Annotated in this window: 18 protein-coding genes and 3 pseudogenes; 4 read left to right on the top strand and 17 right to left on the bottom strand. The window is 61.7% G+C overall.

Annotated features, from left to right (window positions below):
* Positions 1-9 precede the first annotated feature (9 nt).
* Positions 10-567, bottom strand: coding sequence for a TlpA family protein disulfide reductase (locus tag ACZ1HK_RS11760; protein ID WP_472628869.1), 558 nt, complete (start codon positions 565-567; stop codon positions 10-12).
* A gap of 31 nt (positions 568-598) precedes the next feature.
* On the opposite strand from ACZ1HK_RS11760, the gene argH reads away from it, so the two are divergent.
* A complete protein-coding gene (argH, locus tag ACZ1HK_RS11755; protein ID WP_472628868.1) occupies positions 599-2,014 on the top strand; it encodes an argininosuccinate lyase in 1,416 nt (471 codons plus the stop codon).
* Here argH and ACZ1HK_RS11750 read toward each other — a convergent pair.
* The 3 genes from ACZ1HK_RS11750 to ACZ1HK_RS11740 all read right to left on the bottom strand — a co-directional run bounded on the left by ACZ1HK_RS11750 (position 2,006) and on the right by ACZ1HK_RS11740 (position 4,156).
* Positions 2,006-2,857, bottom strand: coding sequence for a sulfotransferase domain-containing protein (locus tag ACZ1HK_RS11750; RefSeq protein WP_472628867.1), 852 nt, complete (start codon positions 2,855-2,857; stop codon positions 2,006-2,008). The two genes, argH and ACZ1HK_RS11750, sit on opposite strands and share 9 nt — an antisense overlap.
* Before the next feature lie 74 nt (positions 2,858-2,931).
* Positions 2,932-3,156 (bottom strand): hypothetical protein, encoded by a 225-nt coding sequence (locus tag ACZ1HK_RS11745; RefSeq protein WP_472628866.1) that lies wholly within the window; start codon positions 3,154-3,156, stop codon positions 2,932-2,934.
* A gap of 106 nt (positions 3,157-3,262) precedes the next feature.
* Entirely contained in the window at positions 3,263-4,156 is an 894-nt protein-coding gene (locus ACZ1HK_RS11740; RefSeq protein ID WP_472628864.1) for a porin, read from the bottom strand.
* Between the two features lie 309 nt (positions 4,157-4,465).
* Here ACZ1HK_RS11740 and ACZ1HK_RS11735 point away from each other — a divergent pair, with 309 nt between their 5' ends.
* From ACZ1HK_RS11735 to ACZ1HK_RS11725, 3 genes are all read left to right on the top strand, one after another.
* Complete coding sequence (locus tag ACZ1HK_RS11735) at positions 4,466-4,615, top strand: hypothetical protein (RefSeq protein WP_472628863.1); 150 nt, start codon at positions 4,466-4,468, stop codon at positions 4,613-4,615.
* Between the two features lie 128 nt (positions 4,616-4,743).
* Positions 4,744-5,214, top strand: a complete 471-nt coding sequence (gene greA, locus ACZ1HK_RS11730; protein WP_472628862.1) for a transcription elongation factor GreA — start codon at positions 4,744-4,746, stop codon at positions 5,212-5,214.
* 54 nt (positions 5,215-5,268) lie between these two features.
* Entirely contained in the window at positions 5,269-6,315 is a 1,047-nt protein-coding gene (locus ACZ1HK_RS11725) for a hypothetical protein (RefSeq protein WP_472628861.1), read from the top strand.
* Positions 6,316-6,407: 92 nt separating this feature from the next.
* Here ACZ1HK_RS11725 and ACZ1HK_RS11720 read toward each other — a convergent pair whose 3' ends face one another.
* The 13 genes and pseudogenes from ACZ1HK_RS11720 to ispH all read right to left on the bottom strand — a co-directional run bounded on the left by ACZ1HK_RS11720 (position 6,408) and on the right by ispH (position 13,910).
* The gene (locus ACZ1HK_RS11720; protein ID WP_472628860.1) at positions 6,408-6,728 is read right to left on the bottom strand and encodes a hypothetical protein; all 321 of its coding nucleotides are present in this window, start codon (positions 6,726-6,728) and stop codon (positions 6,408-6,410) included.
* A 339-nt stretch (positions 6,729-7,067) separates the two neighbouring features.
* A pseudogene (locus ACZ1HK_RS11715) lies at positions 7,068-7,679 on the bottom strand (trimeric intracellular cation channel family protein); the annotation flags it as partial.
* Positions 7,676-8,065, bottom strand: a complete 390-nt coding sequence (locus tag ACZ1HK_RS11710; RefSeq protein WP_472628859.1) for an NUDIX domain-containing protein — start codon at positions 8,063-8,065, stop codon at positions 7,676-7,678. The pseudogene ACZ1HK_RS11715 and the gene ACZ1HK_RS11710, both read right to left, overlap by 4 nt.
* Positions 8,058-8,531, bottom strand: a complete 474-nt coding sequence (rnhA, locus tag ACZ1HK_RS11705; RefSeq protein WP_472628858.1) for a ribonuclease HI — start codon at positions 8,529-8,531, stop codon at positions 8,058-8,060. The genes ACZ1HK_RS11710 and rnhA overlap by 8 nt, the downstream gene beginning before the upstream one ends.
* A complete protein-coding gene (locus ACZ1HK_RS11700; RefSeq protein ID WP_472628857.1) occupies positions 8,524-9,120 on the bottom strand; it encodes a class I SAM-dependent methyltransferase in 597 nt (198 codons plus the stop codon). The genes rnhA and ACZ1HK_RS11700 overlap by 8 nt, the downstream gene beginning before the upstream one ends.
* The gene (locus ACZ1HK_RS11695) at positions 9,117-9,770 is read right to left on the bottom strand and encodes a DUF3429 domain-containing protein (protein ID WP_472628856.1); all 654 of its coding nucleotides are present in this window, start codon (positions 9,768-9,770) and stop codon (positions 9,117-9,119) included. The genes ACZ1HK_RS11700 and ACZ1HK_RS11695 overlap by 4 nt, the downstream gene beginning before the upstream one ends.
* Positions 9,701-10,315: a LysE family translocator gene (locus tag ACZ1HK_RS11690; protein WP_472628855.1), complete on the bottom strand. Its 615-nt coding sequence runs from the start codon at positions 10,313-10,315 to the stop codon at positions 9,701-9,703. Before ACZ1HK_RS11690 ends, ACZ1HK_RS11695 begins: the two co-directional genes overlap by 70 nt.
* An 81-nt stretch (positions 10,316-10,396) precedes the next feature.
* Positions 10,397-10,513, bottom strand: coding sequence for a YdeI/OmpD-associated family protein (locus ACZ1HK_RS11685; RefSeq protein WP_472628854.1), 117 nt, complete (start codon positions 10,511-10,513; stop codon positions 10,397-10,399).
* Positions 10,465-10,677: a hypothetical protein gene (locus ACZ1HK_RS11680; RefSeq protein WP_472630927.1), complete on the bottom strand. Its 213-nt coding sequence runs from the start codon at positions 10,675-10,677 to the stop codon at positions 10,465-10,467. Before ACZ1HK_RS11680 ends, ACZ1HK_RS11685 begins: the two co-directional genes overlap by 49 nt.
* A gap of 171 nt (positions 10,678-10,848) precedes the next feature.
* Positions 10,849-11,679: a phytanoyl-CoA dioxygenase family protein gene (locus tag ACZ1HK_RS11675; RefSeq protein ID WP_472628853.1), complete on the bottom strand. Its 831-nt coding sequence runs from the start codon at positions 11,677-11,679 to the stop codon at positions 10,849-10,851.
* 46 nt (positions 11,680-11,725) lie between these two features.
* Complete coding sequence (locus ACZ1HK_RS11670; protein ID WP_472628852.1) at positions 11,726-12,364, bottom strand: DsbA family protein; 639 nt, start codon at positions 12,362-12,364, stop codon at positions 11,726-11,728.
* 56 nt (positions 12,365-12,420) lie between these two features.
* Positions 12,421-12,995: pseudogene (locus ACZ1HK_RS11665) on the bottom strand (DUF7002 family protein).
* Positions 12,982-13,910: pseudogene (ispH, locus tag ACZ1HK_RS11660) on the bottom strand (4-hydroxy-3-methylbut-2-enyl diphosphate reductase). Before ispH ends, ACZ1HK_RS11665 begins: the two co-directional pseudogenes overlap by 14 nt.
* Between the last annotated feature and the right edge of the window lie 54 nt (positions 13,911-13,964).

Genomic DNA, 13,964 nt, shown 5'->3' with positions numbered 1-13,964 from the left:
TGGACCGGGTCAGCTTTGACCGGCCAGCAATGCCTCGATCACGGCGATGGCTTCGGGGCTGTCCCAATAGGCGTCGCCGCGCAGGCGGGCGATTTCCTGACCCTGCGGGTTGAGGATGACGGTGATGGGCAAGCCGAAAATCCCCATCTCGCGCGCGATCTGCTGGTTGATGTCGCGGTGTTGCGGCAGGTTGGTGACGCCGATTTCGTCGAAGAAGCGCTGGATCGCTTGCGGCGGGTTGCGTCCGGTGGCCAGCGTCACGACCCGGAAGTTGTCACCGCCCAGTTCCGTCTGCAGGTTTTGCAGCGACGGCATCTCCTCCCGGCAGGGGGCGCACCAGGTGGCCCAGAAGTTCAGAAGGACGTATTGCCCCTGATACACGGCCAGGCTGGCCTGAGAACCATCGGCCAGTTCGAAGGGCAGGGCGGAGGCTGTGACGGGTGTGTCGTGCACGACGAGGCCGCGCATCTCACCGGTCAGCAGCCCGGACAGGTCCTGGGCGGTGGCGGGATTTGCACCGAGGCCAAGGGCAAGGTAAGCGGCGGTGATCAGGAATTTGCGGACCATCGGGTTCCCTTCTTCGACGAGGCAGAGGCACATGACCAACACGGGTTCCAACGACGACCAGACCAGCACCGCGAACGCCATGTGGGGCGGGCGCTTTGCCGCCGGGCCGGATGCGATCATGGAGGCGATCAATGCCTCGATCAGTTTCGACCAGCGGATGGCACGGCAGGATATCGAAGGCTCCCGCGCCCATGCAGCCATGTTGGCCGCGCAGGGCATCGTCAGGGATAACGATGCAAAGGCGATCCGGGAAGGGCTGCTCACGGTCTTGTCAGAGATTGAGGGCGGGAATTTTGCCTTTTCGACGGCGCTGGAAGACATCCACATGAATGTGGAGGCGCGGCTGAAGGAGATTGTGGGCGAACCGGCAGGACGGCTGCACACCGCGCGGTCGCGCAATGACCAGGTGGCCACAGACTTTCGGCTGTGGGTGCGGGAGCAGATGGATGCCGCGATTGAGGGGTTGGAGGCGCTTCAGCGGGCGTTGTTGGGGCAGGCCGAGGCGGGCGCGGATTGGGTGATGCCGGGCTTCACCCATTTGCAGACGGCGCAGCCTGTCACATGGGGCCATCACATGATGGCATATGTGGAGATGTTCGGGCGGGACGCGAGCCGGTTCCGCGATGCGCGGGTGCGAATGAACGAGTCGCCGTTGGGTGCGGCGGCTTTGGCGGGAACGTCGTTTCCGATTGACCGGGAGATGACGGCGAAGGCGCTTGGTTTTGACCGGCCTTGCGCGAATTCGCTGGATGCGGTGAGCGACCGGGACTTTGCCTTGGAGTTTCTGAGCAGTGCGAGCATCTGCGCGATGCATCTAAGCCGGCTGGCAGAGGAATTGGTGATCTGGTCCTCGGCGCAGTTCCGGTTTGTCAGCTTGAGTGACCGGTTCTCGACGGGCTCGTCTATCATGCCGCAGAAAAAGAATCCCGATGCGGCGGAGCTGATCCGCGCGAAGATCGGGCGGATTTTCGGCGCGAATGTCGCCTTGATGACGGTGATGAAGGGGCTGGCGCTGACCTATTCCAAGGACATGCAGGAGGACAAGGAACAGGTCTTTGATGCAGCGGATAACCTGATGCTGGCGTTGGCGGCGATGACCGGTATGGCGGGCGACATGCAGGCGCGTGTGCCGGAGCTGGAAGCGGCGGCGGCCAGCGGATTCTCCACCGCGACGGATTTGGCCGATTGGCTGGTGCGGGCTTTGGACATGCCGTTCCGTGATGCGCACCATGTGACGGGGTCACTGGTGAAGCTGGCTGAGGATAAGGGCTGTGACCTGCCGGACTTGTCGCTGGAGGAGATGCAGGGCGTCCACGGTGAGATCACCGAGGCCGTCTTTGAGGTGCTTGGCGTCCATAACTCGGTTGCGTCGCGCACATCATACGGCGGCACCGCGCCGGTGCGGGTGCGCGAGCAGATTGCGCGGTGGCGGGAGCGGCTAGGGTAGGTAGCCGAAGCGTTCCATCATCGGGCCATGGGCTTTGATGAGTTTGTCGATCTGCGCAGGCAAAAGCGTGCTGCGCCCATCGCCGGCCTTGCCTGCGCGGAAGAAGCGGGCCTTCGCGCCGGAATGCTCAGAGAAGCCGCCGCTGGCCTCTTGCTGACTGAGGGATTGAAAGCTGGAAAAGGCTATGGCGCGGGTGAGGCGTTCGGGGTCGAGGGGCATATTCATCACCTCAAGCGCGCGGGAAAACGATCCCTCCGGGTCGTTGTGCAAATCCTCGTAACGTAGGGTGCAAACCGGAAAGCTCGCGGGGCGCGTCCAGCTATCGGTGTGAGTGGACCAGTCGCAGAGGTATTGCGTGCAGAGAAGGTGTTTGCTGCCGAGCGCCAACCTGGTGTCACACATCATGTCGATCACCTCATCGCGATCCTGCTCGATGTAGTCAGCAAACGAAACGGCGAGGTCGAGCGGGTTGCGGACGACGTGGATAGCGGTGCGGGTCAGCGCAGGCGGTATCAACTGCTTGCCGTAGGGCTTTCCGTTGAAATTGTGGCTCTTCAAAAAGTTCAGATCGGCCCCGTTGGCCACCAGCCGGCGCAACATTTGCAGCCGCAAGCCAAGGACCTGCCCTTCCTCCCGGTGATCGAACTGCTTTTTGCCAAGCGCCTTGGCCGTGGCGTAATAGCGCGCGGGCGCGGCATCGCTTTCGATGATCTTAGCCATGTCGTTGATCGGCATGGGGGTCTGCCGATTCAACAGATAGTTGCATAGGAACACGCGCAGCCATGTATTGCCCGATTTCGGGTAACTGGCGATCCAGACAAGGGATTTCTTGGGCGCGGCCATGGGGTCATTCAACACGGAATAAGGGGGCGCGAAAAGCGCCCCCAGTATTCGTGAACACGAATTTGGTGAGCAGATCAGAACTCGATGCTGATGCCGCCACCGATAACGAAGGCCTCGGCTGAGAAGCCGGGTGCCGTGTCATTTTCAAGCCGTCCGTAACCTGCGAATGCGTCAAACCCGATGTACTCATTCATCGTATACGTGCCGCTTGCGACGACCTGCGAGAAGGTCTCCTCGGTAAAGGCGCCTGCTACAAAGTTGTCGTTGTTCTCACCCATGAAGTAAGTCAGCGAAACCATAAAATCGCCGTTGGTGTAGGATCCGCCGAAGTCATAGGCGGTGCCATCCCCGTTCCCTGAGTCTACGGAATGCGCGGTTGAACCACCGAAGCTGAAGCTTCCGAGGTCATAGTTGAAACCCGCACCATAGACATACGGATTTGCGCCTCTGGAACCCGGGGCAATGGTGGCATTCGAGGTCGCGGTAGCCATACCGGGCAGATGCGGTCAAAGTGCCCGCACCGAGCTGCCCGGAATATTGTACTGCGACGTCGAAGAAGTTATCAGGGTTGTTGTTGCCAGGGGCCGAAGCCGTCGGTCCAAAATTGTCCTGGTTTGCATCTCCGGCAAAGGAAGCGCCGATGACGAAGCCATTCAGGTTCGGCGAGAAGTAGTTGATCCGCCTGGAATCGTTTGCTCGGAGCGTTTCAAGCCGCGTGGTGCCCAATGTGCCGCGATAAATGTCGCCCACACCAGCAGACAGTCCCGAGAAACCGAACACAGAGTACGCGCCGTGTTCTACATCACCAATGGCACCCACATATGGGGCCGTTACATGCAGACGATACCCGACGGAATTGACATTACCGATTTCCACGCGGCCAAAATCGCCTTCGACGAAGACGTAAGCCTCGTCAATTTGGTCGCCGCTGCTCTCGCCTTCATACTCGATCGTGCCCCCAACGGTCATCCCGTTGTCTAGCGTGAACGTGGGTGAGATATGGATCTCAAAGTTGGTGTAGGCGTCCACGCCATTAAAAACAGATGGGTCTGCAATGGCCGCCGTCGCGCCTGAGTTCGAATTCGACCAAAGGCCAGCTTGCATGAATCCCCCGATATCAAGGGTGAATCCATCAGAGATTGCGATGGGCGCAATCAGGCCCTCTGTGTTCGGGGCTTGGGCTCCGCCCACGGAGTAACCCAATGTACCTGGAGCCGGTCCAAGGTGCCCGTCGGCATACGCGCCGGTTGCAGCGATGAGTGCGACCGCAGATGCGGTCGCTAAACGAAAATTCTTCATTGTAGTGTCCTTTGAATTGGCAGCGTTTCGTGAGGGAAATGAGTAACTGGATCAGATGACGGCCATTCCACACCGAAGATCCCAGCTGTGCCCCTGTTGCTGACGCTACGGCAATTGGCAGAGAGGTGCTTGAACGGGGTAACCGAAAACCTCCAAAATTTGGGGTTTGTGGCGCGGGCGACACAAAATCTGCACATTTAGGCCGCATTTCCGTCATTTTTTGGCTTCGCCGTCGCGCACCGGTCCATGGGCCTGCCGGTTGTGCGGCTTGTGAAGGTTGGCGTAAGCTGAGGTCAGAGAGGATTTCCCATGCCGACCCATATGAACCTTTTCGCGCTTCTGATCGTGATGACCCTTGCCGCTTGCGGCGTGGATGGGGAGCCTGAGCAGCCGGACCGTGCGCGCACCGGGATCAGTGTCTCTGGCAGCGTCTCTTTCGGGATTGCTGGCGGCAACTAGGCAGCTCTTTGCGCCTGTCTGCAATCCCAGTTGATCCCGCGCGCGTTCGCGCCTAACTTCTTCTCTCCCCGGTTGGCACGTGCCTTGGCCGGGGCTTTGTTTGCCAACCCGCCACAAGGTTTCGACCCATGGACAAGATCCCGATGACGCCGAAAGGGCTTGAGGCCCTGAATGCCGAACTCAAACAGCTCAAGAGCGTTGAGCGGCCCGCCATCATCAAAGCGATTTCCGAAGCGCGCGAGCATGGTGATCTTTCGGAAAACGCCGAATATCACTCGGCCAAGGAGAAGCAGTCGTTCATCGAGGGCCGGATCAAGGAACTTGAGGGGATGATCTCGCTGGCCCAGGTCATTGATCCCAAGACGCTGTCGGGCGCGATCAAGTTTGGCGCGACGGTTGATCTGGTCGATGAAGAGACCGAGGAAGAGAAGACCTACATGATTGTCGGTGAGGCCGAGGCCGATATCGAGAAGGGTCTGCTGAACATCAAATCTCCGCTCGCCCGCGCCTTGATCGGCAAGGAGGAGGGCGATAGCGTCGAAGTGCGCACGCCCGGCGGGTCGAAGGACTATGAAATCGTCAAGATTTCCTATGTTTGACCTGACGCGGCAGGCGCCAAGCACAGACAAACGCAACGCAGGTTGAGGCCGCAGATGCCGTCCTCGGAAACAGCACAGGACCGCACTCCGACACAGGCCGTTCCCACGGCGCTGGACCTTGGGCTTTATGCGCGTGCCGAGGCCGGGCCAAAGATCACTGTTATCGAGATTGTCGCCATCGGCGTGTCGCTTCTGTGGATCATCGCGGTTGTCTTTCTGGGCTTTGGCGGGGGCGAGGGGTCGGATGCACAAACCGGCCTGAGCATGTTGCTGTCGTTTCTGGCGGTGATCCTGCCGCTGGCGTTGATTTGGGTGGCCGCGATGGCCGCGCGGACCGCGCGTGCGCTCAGGCAAGAGGCGGCCCGGCTGCAGGCGTCGATCGATGCGATGCGCGCCGCATACGTTGAACAGCAGCAGCGCCAGAGCATGGAGATGAAGCCCGAGCTGGTGCAGAAGCTGGATGATCTGGTGGCCGCGCAGGCGGCGGCAGAGACCAAGCTTGCGACCTTCACCTCGCTGCGGACGGCGGGCCCGGCCGAAGTCAGGGCCGCTGTTCCGCCCGCAGCACTTCCGGAGGATCCCGCGCAGCCGCAACCGGTGCTTGGCCTGGTTCAGCCTGCCGAAGTTGAGCCGATTTCGGTGGCGGATTTCATCAAGGCGCTGAATTTCCCCGAAAATGAGCATGACAAGGAAGGCTTCCGCACGTTGCGCCGGGCGCTGGAAGATCGCGCGACAGAGCGGTTGATCCGCGCGAGCCAGGATGTGCTGACGCTGTTGTCCCAGGACGGCATCTATATGGATGATCTGCGGCCTGATCGCTCACGGCCCGAGGTCTGGCGGCGCTTTGCCAAGGGCGAGCGTGGGCGCCCGATTGCGGCGCTTGGCGGCATCCATGACCGGTCATCACTGGTGCTGGCGGCCGGTCGGATGCGCAAAGATCCGGTGTTCCGCGACGCAGTGCACCATTTCCTGCGCCACTTCGACCGGACGTTCATGGAGTTTGAGAAGAACGCGTCGGACGCCGAGATTGCGGAATTGTCCGACACACGCACGGCGCGGGCATTCATGTTGCTGGGGCGTGTGACCGGCACTTTTGACTAAGGTTCAGACTTCGAAAGTTCGAATGCCCCCGCCATTGCTGGCGGAGGGCACCCGGACCAGAGCCTCAAAAGGGCTCATTCGGTTGACTGGTCTTACTCGTCTTCAAGCGAGGCTGCGCGCAGGCGGTCGAAGATGTCCGCGCCGTAAGCGGGCTGGCCGTTGACCAGCGTCGCGCCGTTCACGCCGCGCAGGTCGGAGGCGACGTCTTGCGTGCCGTTGAGGACGCTGAAAGTGGTGCCAAGCGCGCCATTTGGCGAAACCGACTGGCCGACGCTGTTCACGTTGGTGCGCTCCAGCGCGCTGTCTTCAGACAGGTTGAAGTGCTGGATCGCGGCGACGGAGGCTGCGGATTGGGCGAAGGCCGGGGCGGCAACGGTGGCGGCGACGGCGGCGATAAGAGCGATCTTTTTCATTGTACTGGTCCTACTCAGTTTCGTGTGTGTGGGCCCGATTTGGGAGGGGGCCCGGGGTTGGTTTGGTTTCGGTGGAGAGCCTCTGTGGCCGTCCGATGAGATGAATATGAGGGGGAGTGGTCTTCGCATTCCATACACGGAATCGCGAGAAATAGCGGATATAGGTGCGTATGTGCACAGACATGCTCAGGCCCTGCACGAACCCCACGCCCGCGTGATCGACGGTCGCGGGGGCGTGAGAAACGAGCATGGGGTTTGAAATATTTGGAAGACTCGGTGCGGCTCAGGCCGACTCGCCGGATGCCTGCCGAGGTCGAGTCGATCGCTCTTACTGGCGCGGGGGCGCGCTTTGTAGACGGGCAGGGACCAGCCAAACAGCAAAGAGCCCGCGCGGAGACCAAATGTGACGGTGACGCAAATGGCCGTGCCCCAGATCGGATCGGCATTGAGGAGACGCGCGCCGAGAAGGGCTGCGCCCGCGCCGCCGAAAGCGGCGGTCACGTAAAGCTCCCCCTGTTTGAGGACAAGCGGCACCTCATTGGCGATGACATCGCGAGCCAACCCGCCGAAGGTTCCGGTTGCCACGCCCATGACCAGCACAACTGGGGCAGAGGCGCCGAGGTTCCGCGCGACGGCAACCCCGGCAGCGACCGCAATCGCCAAGGCCATCGCATCCAGCCAGATGAGCCATTTCAACCGGCTTTCCAGAAGGTGGGCGGTGAAAAAGACGAGCACGGCGGCGAGCGCCGCGATGCCGAGCGGCGTAGGGTCTGCGATCCAGAAGACAGGATCACGGTCGAGGAGCAAATCGCGCACGGTGCCGCCGCCTACGGCGGTGAGCGCCGCGAAGAATACGAAGCCCACAATGTCGAGTTGCGCACGGGAGGCTGCGAGCGCGCCAGTCAGAGCGAAGATCAGGGCAGAGGCATAGTCGAGGGCAAGCGCGGTCATGCCAAGGCCGCCCGAATGTGCGTGGCCGCGCGCTGGAAGGCTGGGGCGAAGGCGGTGGGCAGTGGATCATTCAGGCTTTGCCAGAAGAAGGAGAAGACATGTCCGCCGTCATCGGCGCAGGCATGGTCCCAAGTCTCGGGCAGGTCGGCGTCCTGCATAAGCCAGAAATGCCAGGTTTCGCCGTCCACGATCGCATCGCTTTCACCAAGATGATGGACCGCCGCAAGGACAAAGCCGCTTTCTTCGTAGAGTTCGCGCATGGCGGTTTCAGGAGTTGTTTCCTCCTCTTCCAGCGTGCCTTTGACAAATTGTAGCCCTGCCATGGGGTGCCGGAACGCCAGAATGCGGCCATCTGAGCGCAGGACGACAGGGCAGACCTTATCCATTTTCGGAGCGTCGCTTTGGTTTGAACGGCTCCATGCCTGCGCGGGCCAGTTCGTCGGCGCGCTCATTCTCCGGATGGCCGGCATGGCCCTTGACCCATTCCCAGGTCACGTCGTGTCGGGCGGCGGCTTCGTCCAGGCGTTGCCACAGCTCCACGTTTTTGACGGGTTTCTTGGTAGAGGTCTTCCAGCCGTTGCGCTTCCAGCCGTGGAGCCAACCGGTGATGCCGTTTTTGACATAGGCGCTGTCAGTCACAACGGTCAGGGACGAGGGGCGTTCGAGCGCTTCGAGGGCGTGGATTGCGGCGAGCAGCTCCATCCGGTTGTTGGTGGTCTCGGCCTCGCCCCCCTTGAGCTCTCGCTCCTTCACGACGGTTTCGCCGTCCTTGGCTTGCAACAGTGCGCCCCAGCCGCCGGGGCCCGGATTGCCGGAGCAAGCGCCGTCCGTGTAGGCGTAGAGATCAGGCATTGGGCCCTCTTGCATGCATCAGGAAGAACGGGGCGACCTCACCGGACAGACCGGCCTCTTCGCCGGTTTCGACATGGGTGACCGAGGCGCCGAGGTCGCGCAGAAGCCCGCGCATCTCAAGCTCGGTCACGTAGGTGTAACGGCGGCCGATTGTGTCGCGGTCTTCGCCACTGCCGGATTTCATGCCGATGAAGAGCGCGCCGCCGGGTTTGAGGGCTTGGACCATGGCCGCGAGGTGCCGGGGCAGGTCGGCGCGCGGCGCGTGGAGCAGGCTGAAGCTGGCATAGACACCGTCGAAGATGGCCGTGCCGCTGATATCGTCAAAGCTGCCAAGGCGCGCGTTGACGCCCCGATGGAGGGCATCGCTGACAAAGGCCTCGGTCGGGTCAATGCCGTGCACCTCATGCTCGGCGGAGACCATCACCGCCGCATGCACCCCCGGCCCGCACCCTGCATCGAGGATCGTGGCCCGAGCGGGCAGCATGGAGAGGAAGCGGTTGATCGCGTCTCGCTGCATTTGGCTGATGGGCAGGTCGGCGTAGCGTTGCGCTTGCGCCTCGTACACGTCGATGGTTTTGCGGTCTGTCATGGAACGAAGGCTGCGCCGATGCCGAGGCAAAAGACAACCACCGAAGTGAGGATCAATCGTAGGCTCATCCACCATTCGGGCGCGACGCCCTTTCGCGCACATATCCAGTCGACCGCCAGAAGGCTGACAAAGCCGAAGATCAACGCGAAGATCTGTGTCAGGGGCGGCATGTTGAACATGAAGAACATCAGGATCGCGGGCAGGACGGATAGTGTCAGTCCGATGGGCATCCATGGTCCGCCCGCCTTGGCCGCAAAGCCCCAGATCACGCCCGCCATGAAGCTTAGGATGATTGTGCCATAGGCCAGAAGGACCGGAACGCCGCTGTAGATCAGCACAATGTCCGGGACATCCAGATAGGCGATGACGATCCACGCGGCGCTGGCGGCCCCCCAAAGAAAAGGATCAGGCCTGCGAGGCCGAGGAAAAGGGCGGAAGAGGGGATGCGAGACATGGGGGCCTATGTGGCGCGTGCCACTAGGTTCGGCAAGGGCTTGGTATTGTACAGCGGCCAAAGTCGCAGAAGGGCAGATTGGGGGCGCCGCCCCGGACCCCGAGATATTTTTGAAACAAGGAAGGGTCAGGCGCGCTCTAGAGCGAGGCGACCTGCCAAAAGCGCGAAGATGGCGGCGAAGGAGCGGTTGAGCCATGCCATGATGCGGGCGGAGCCGAGGATCTTGGCGCGGGCCTGCGCGGCGAAGAGGCCGTAGAGAACGAAGACCGCAAAGGTCATGGCCATGAAGACGGAGCCGAGGATGACGATTTCCTGCGTGACGGTGGCCGGGTTACCGGACAGGAAGGGTGTCAGCAGCGACAGGAAGAAGATCGAGAGTTTCGGGTTCAGGATATTGATGAGCGCGCCGCGCCGGGCGATGGCGATGCCGGGCTCAGAGTTTGTGGACGGCTCCACATTCAACGCGCCGCCTGAGCGCAGGGCCGAGTAAGCGAGGTAGAGCAGGTAAGCCACGCCCGCGAATTTCACGATATTGAACAGCAGCGCCGAGGTGTGGAGGACGGCGGCAAGGCCAAGGGTTGCGGCCAGCAGGTGCGGGACGATGCCGAAGGTACAGCCAAGCGCGGCCCAAAGCGCGGCGCGTTTGCCCCGGCCAAGGCCGAGGGCGAGCGTATAGAGCACACCCGTTCCGGGGGCGATGACAACGACGAAGGCGGTCAGGAGGAATTGGGTGCTGAGCATTTGTTTGCATCCGTAACAAGTATTACGGTTTTAGTGTTACAGGTTTATATGCTCTACGCAAGGCTGCAGCAGTGGTGCCCCTCAGGCCTGAAGGTCAGCCAGCAGTTTTGAGATACGCTTTGCGCGCGTCTCGGGTCGTTTGGCTGTCTCTATCGGATAGAGCGCGCTGCGCTTTTTCCTGGCGTCAGCTTTTCCCACTGCTCGGACAAGCCAGAGGATCGCAGCGCGTTCAGCACGTCGCGCGGCACGTCCACCGCATCGTCGGGTGCGGGGCGAAGGCGTGCCTCAAACACATCCCCGGGCTCAAGGCCAATCCGGTCCAAAAGGCTCCTGCCCGCCCAAAGGAAGGGGGTGCCGATCACATTGGCCGGTGCCTTGGAGATGGCGAGGTTGACGGGATGGTCGTTGAACTCCCCTCTACCCGTTTTGTCGGGCCGAGCGCGTCCAACACCGCTTCGGGCAGGGCGACGACCGTATAGACGGCCTCCCCCAGGGCATGGGCTGCACCTGCGCTTCGAACGTCACATAGTCGGTCACGGACGGGGCCAGAGTTGCGGGAAGAAATCGCCTGCGATGCGGTCGCCTTCGCTGTAACCCGCTGCTTCGAACTGCGCGCGCTCGTCTTTGGCCCAATCGCCGCGGTAGCGGATCATGCCATCCGGCGCGGTCATGCGCAGGGTGAAACGGCGCACGGTTTCAGTCGGTGTGACCGAGGCCAGCCCGCCGTGCAGCGTGCGCATATCGAAGAAAATGCAATCGCCAAGGTCGAGGTCCCATTGCAGCAGATCGTGGCTGTCGGCGGTGACCTCGGGAGGGATGTGATAGGTCTTTCCGTTGACGGTCTGGGGTTCCATGCTGGCATGGCCATCGGCGAAGCGCACTCGCATGAACAGCTTGTCCCACAGGTGGGAGCCTTTGACGAAGGCGATCCCGTTTTCCTTTGTCACGGATTCCAGGGGCAACCACAGGACGCACATCGTGCCCTCGAAATCGAAATAGGCGAGGTCCTGATGGAAGGGCGGGCGGGAGGTTGAGCCCGCCTCACGCAGGAACCAATTGTCCATCACCAGGTTGACGCTCGGGGCATTGAGCAGCTGTGCCGCAAGCGGGGCGCAAGGCGAGTTGTGAACAAAGTCGGTGAATTCCGGGACCTCGGACCAGAGCCAATAGCCCTCCAGATAGGCCGGTGCATCGGGGTCCTTGGTATGGCGGGCGACGTTTGGGTGTGGCGCCGCTGTGGCGCGGTCGATGCCCGCGCGCAGCTGGTCGAGCCAATCGGGCGCAAAGGCGTTGCGGATGGCCACGGCACCGTCACGGCGGAAGTCGGCGAGGGTGTCGGCGGGAAGAGTCGGGAAATCGAGCATGGGCCCAGTCTGACCCTGGATCCGCGCTTTCACAACGGTATTTGCGTCACCCGACAGGCGGATTTCGCCACGTGCTTGCGGCGAAGGGCTGTTGCAGAGCGCGTTCGACCATCGCCAGATGGTCCTGTCCGTAGAACGGATCGCCATCGAAGATGTAGGTGGGAGAGCCGAAGATCGAATTGGCGATGGCCCAATCGTTGTTGGCCTCTAGCCTGCTTTGAACCGCAGCTGATCCCGCCTTGATGAGAAGGGCGCGTGCGTCATGGCCGGCGTCGGCGGCGAGCTTGAGAAGCGTCTCTCGGTTCGACAAGTCGGCATCGTCGCGCCAATGGGCCTCCAGCAGGCGGTGCGCCATGTCATCGACAGCTGGCCCGCTTTCCCCCAGCGTGAGGATCATGCCGGACGCGAGGCTGTAGTCGGCATCGTGGTGGGTCGGTCGATGGTGAAGGATGGGAACGTCACGGAGTTCGGACCAACGCTCAACCTCACGTCCGAAGAAGTAATCGACATGGGCCTGCGTCCGGGCCGCAAAGGGGAGGCTGCCTTGCTGTTCTACAACGGGGGACAGAAGGATTGGGCGGTGGATGACCGTTGCGCCGTAGACGGCGGCGATGCGGTATAACTCGCGCGAGCCAAGATAGGCGTAGGCGGAATGGGCGGAATAGACGTAGGTGATTATGGGCATGTGATTACGCGGGTTCGATGTGGATCAGCGCGCTGCCCGCACCGGGAATGACCCCTTCACCGTGATTTCTTGGGCTTGTCCAAAGAGGATAGGCCACGCCGTCTACGCCACGCATCGTAGTTTAGCGTATGCAGAGGCGCAAACGTGGCCAATCCGCGTCTTGCGGGAGTGTGTATGGTCGAGCCCGAGTTGATCGGGGACATTTCGGCGGCACTCCACACTGGTTCAAGCAATAGGCGAGTGTCGTAGATTTGCCATTCGCTAGCATAATTTCGCCGGTTTCGCGCCTTAAGATCCTCTCACCGAGCTTACGCTCCGGCCAAAAGAAAACCCGCTCATTCAGCATCCGCAGCCATTGCTCCGGGGATAGGCCATCGTCGAGCACAGGTTCGAGTTTTCCGAAGCTCAGCGGGATATTGTCCGTCACCATGACTCGAATGCCGTCAGGCAGCTTGAGCGGCAATGGACCTTTTCGGGGCGTTGTCGGGAGTATCTCGCCAACCTGTTCGGCAACCTCAGCCGCCGGAAGCAGCCCGTGTTTGCGAATGCCATGGTGTGCCCCCGTTCGGCAAGGCGATAGAGTCTTGGATACATCGTCGTGAAATCGACGAGGCGCATTAGGCGGGTTCACGCAGCACGCGGGGCACCTTGAATTCGACGTTCTCTACGGCGGTCTCGACCAGTTCGCGGGTGACATCGAAACGATCTTCAAACGCGCCGATGACCTCTTCGATCAGCACTTCGGGGGCCGAGGCGCCAGCGGTGATGCCGAGCGATTTGATCCCTTCCAGCGCGCGCCAGTCGATGTCGGTGGCGCGTTGCACAAGCTGCGAATAGCTGCACCCGGCCCGCGCGGCGACTTCGACGAGGCGTTTGGAGTTGGAGCTGTTTGGTGCGCCAACCACCAGCATCGCGTCGCATTTGGGGGCTGCGGCCTTCACGGCCTCTTGCCGGTTGGTGGTGGCGTAGCAGATGTCTTCCTTGTGGGGGCCAACAATGGCGGGGAAGCGGGCTTGAAGGGCGGCCACGATGTCGGCGGTGTCGTCCACCGACAATGTGGTCTGTGTAACGAAGGCAAGTTTCCACGGGTCGCGCACGTCGACGGTTGCCACGTCTTCGACGGTTTCGACCAAGAGCACTTCACCTTCGGGCAATTGACCCATGGTGCCGACCGTCTCCGGGTGGCCTTTGTGGCCGATCATTATCATCTGAAGGCCATTGTCGGCGTGGCGCTGCGCCTCGATATGGACTTTGGACACGAGCGGGCAGGTGGCATCGACATAGACCATCTCGCGCGCCTGGGCGGCGGCGGGCACGGATTTCGGAACGCCATGGGCGGAGAAGATGACGGGGCGGTCATCGGGGCATTCTTCGAGTTCCTCGACGAAGACGGCGCCTTTTGCGCGCAGGTCATCGACCACGAATTTGTTGTGCACGATCTCGTGCCGCACGAAGACCGGCGCGCCCCATTTTTCCAGAGCCATCTCCACGATCTTGATGGCGCGGTCCACACCTGCGCAAAGCCGCGTGGCGCGGCGAGGTAGATCGTGAGGGGGTCTTGGTCATGGTCGGGCTCTCCTAGTCAGCACAGAGGTAAGGG

It is taken from the genome of Gymnodinialimonas sp. JB5-7, assembly GCF_055693405.1.
This window is presented reverse-complemented; position numbering and strand designations above follow the sequence as displayed.

Bases quoted from the DNA above. Each gene is read 5' to 3' on its own strand.
- ACZ1HK_RS11760 (WP_472628869.1), bottom strand. From the start codon at position 567: ATGGTCCGCAAATTCCTGATCACCGCCGCTTACCTTGCCCTTGGCCTC.
- ACZ1HK_RS11720 (WP_472628860.1), bottom strand. From the start codon at position 6,728: ATGAAAAAGATCGCTCTTATCGCCGCCGTCGCCGCCACCGTTGCCGCC.
- ACZ1HK_RS11750 (WP_472628867.1), bottom strand. From the start codon at position 2,857: ATGGCCGCGCCCAAGAAATCCCTTGTCTGGATCGCCAGTTACCCGAAA.
- ACZ1HK_RS11670 (WP_472628852.1), bottom strand. From the start codon at position 12,364: ATGCCCATAATCACCTACGTCTATTCCGCCCATTCCGCCTACGCCTAT.
- ACZ1HK_RS11735 (WP_472628863.1), top strand. From the start codon at position 4,466: ATGCCGACCCATATGAACCTTTTCGCGCTTCTGATCGTGATGACCCTT.
- greA (WP_472628862.1), top strand. From the start codon at position 4,744: ATGGACAAGATCCCGATGACGCCGAAAGGGCTTGAGGCCCTGAATGCC.
- ACZ1HK_RS11675 (WP_472628853.1), bottom strand. From the start codon at position 11,679: ATGCTCGATTTCCCGACTCTTCCCGCCGACACCCTCGCCGACTTCCGC.
- ACZ1HK_RS11740 (WP_472628864.1), bottom strand. From the start codon at position 4,156: ATGAAGAATTTTCGTTTAGCGACCGCATCTGCGGTCGCACTCATCGCT.
- argH (WP_472628868.1), top strand. From the start codon at position 599: ATGACCAACACGGGTTCCAACGACGACCAGACCAGCACCGCGAACGCC.
- ACZ1HK_RS11700 (WP_472628857.1), bottom strand. From the start codon at position 9,120: ATGACAGACCGCAAAACCATCGACGTGTACGAGGCGCAAGCGCAACGC.
- ACZ1HK_RS11690 (WP_472628855.1), bottom strand. From the start codon at position 10,315: ATGCTCAGCACCCAATTCCTCCTGACCGCCTTCGTCGTTGTCATCGCC.
- rnhA (WP_472628858.1), bottom strand. From the start codon at position 8,531: ATGCCTGATCTCTACGCCTACACGGACGGCGCTTGCTCCGGCAATCCG.
- ACZ1HK_RS11695 (WP_472628856.1), bottom strand. From the start codon at position 9,770: ATGGCTCAACCGCTCCTTCGCCGCCATCTTCGCGCTTTTGGCAGGTCG.
- ACZ1HK_RS11725 (WP_472628861.1), top strand. From the start codon at position 5,269: ATGCCGTCCTCGGAAACAGCACAGGACCGCACTCCGACACAGGCCGTT.
- ACZ1HK_RS11710 (WP_472628859.1), bottom strand. From the start codon at position 8,065: ATGGATAAGGTCTGCCCTGTCGTCCTGCGCTCAGATGGCCGCATTCTG.
- ACZ1HK_RS11745 (WP_472628866.1), bottom strand. From the start codon at position 3,156: ATGGTTTCGCTGACTTACTTCATGGGTGAGAACAACGACAACTTTGTA.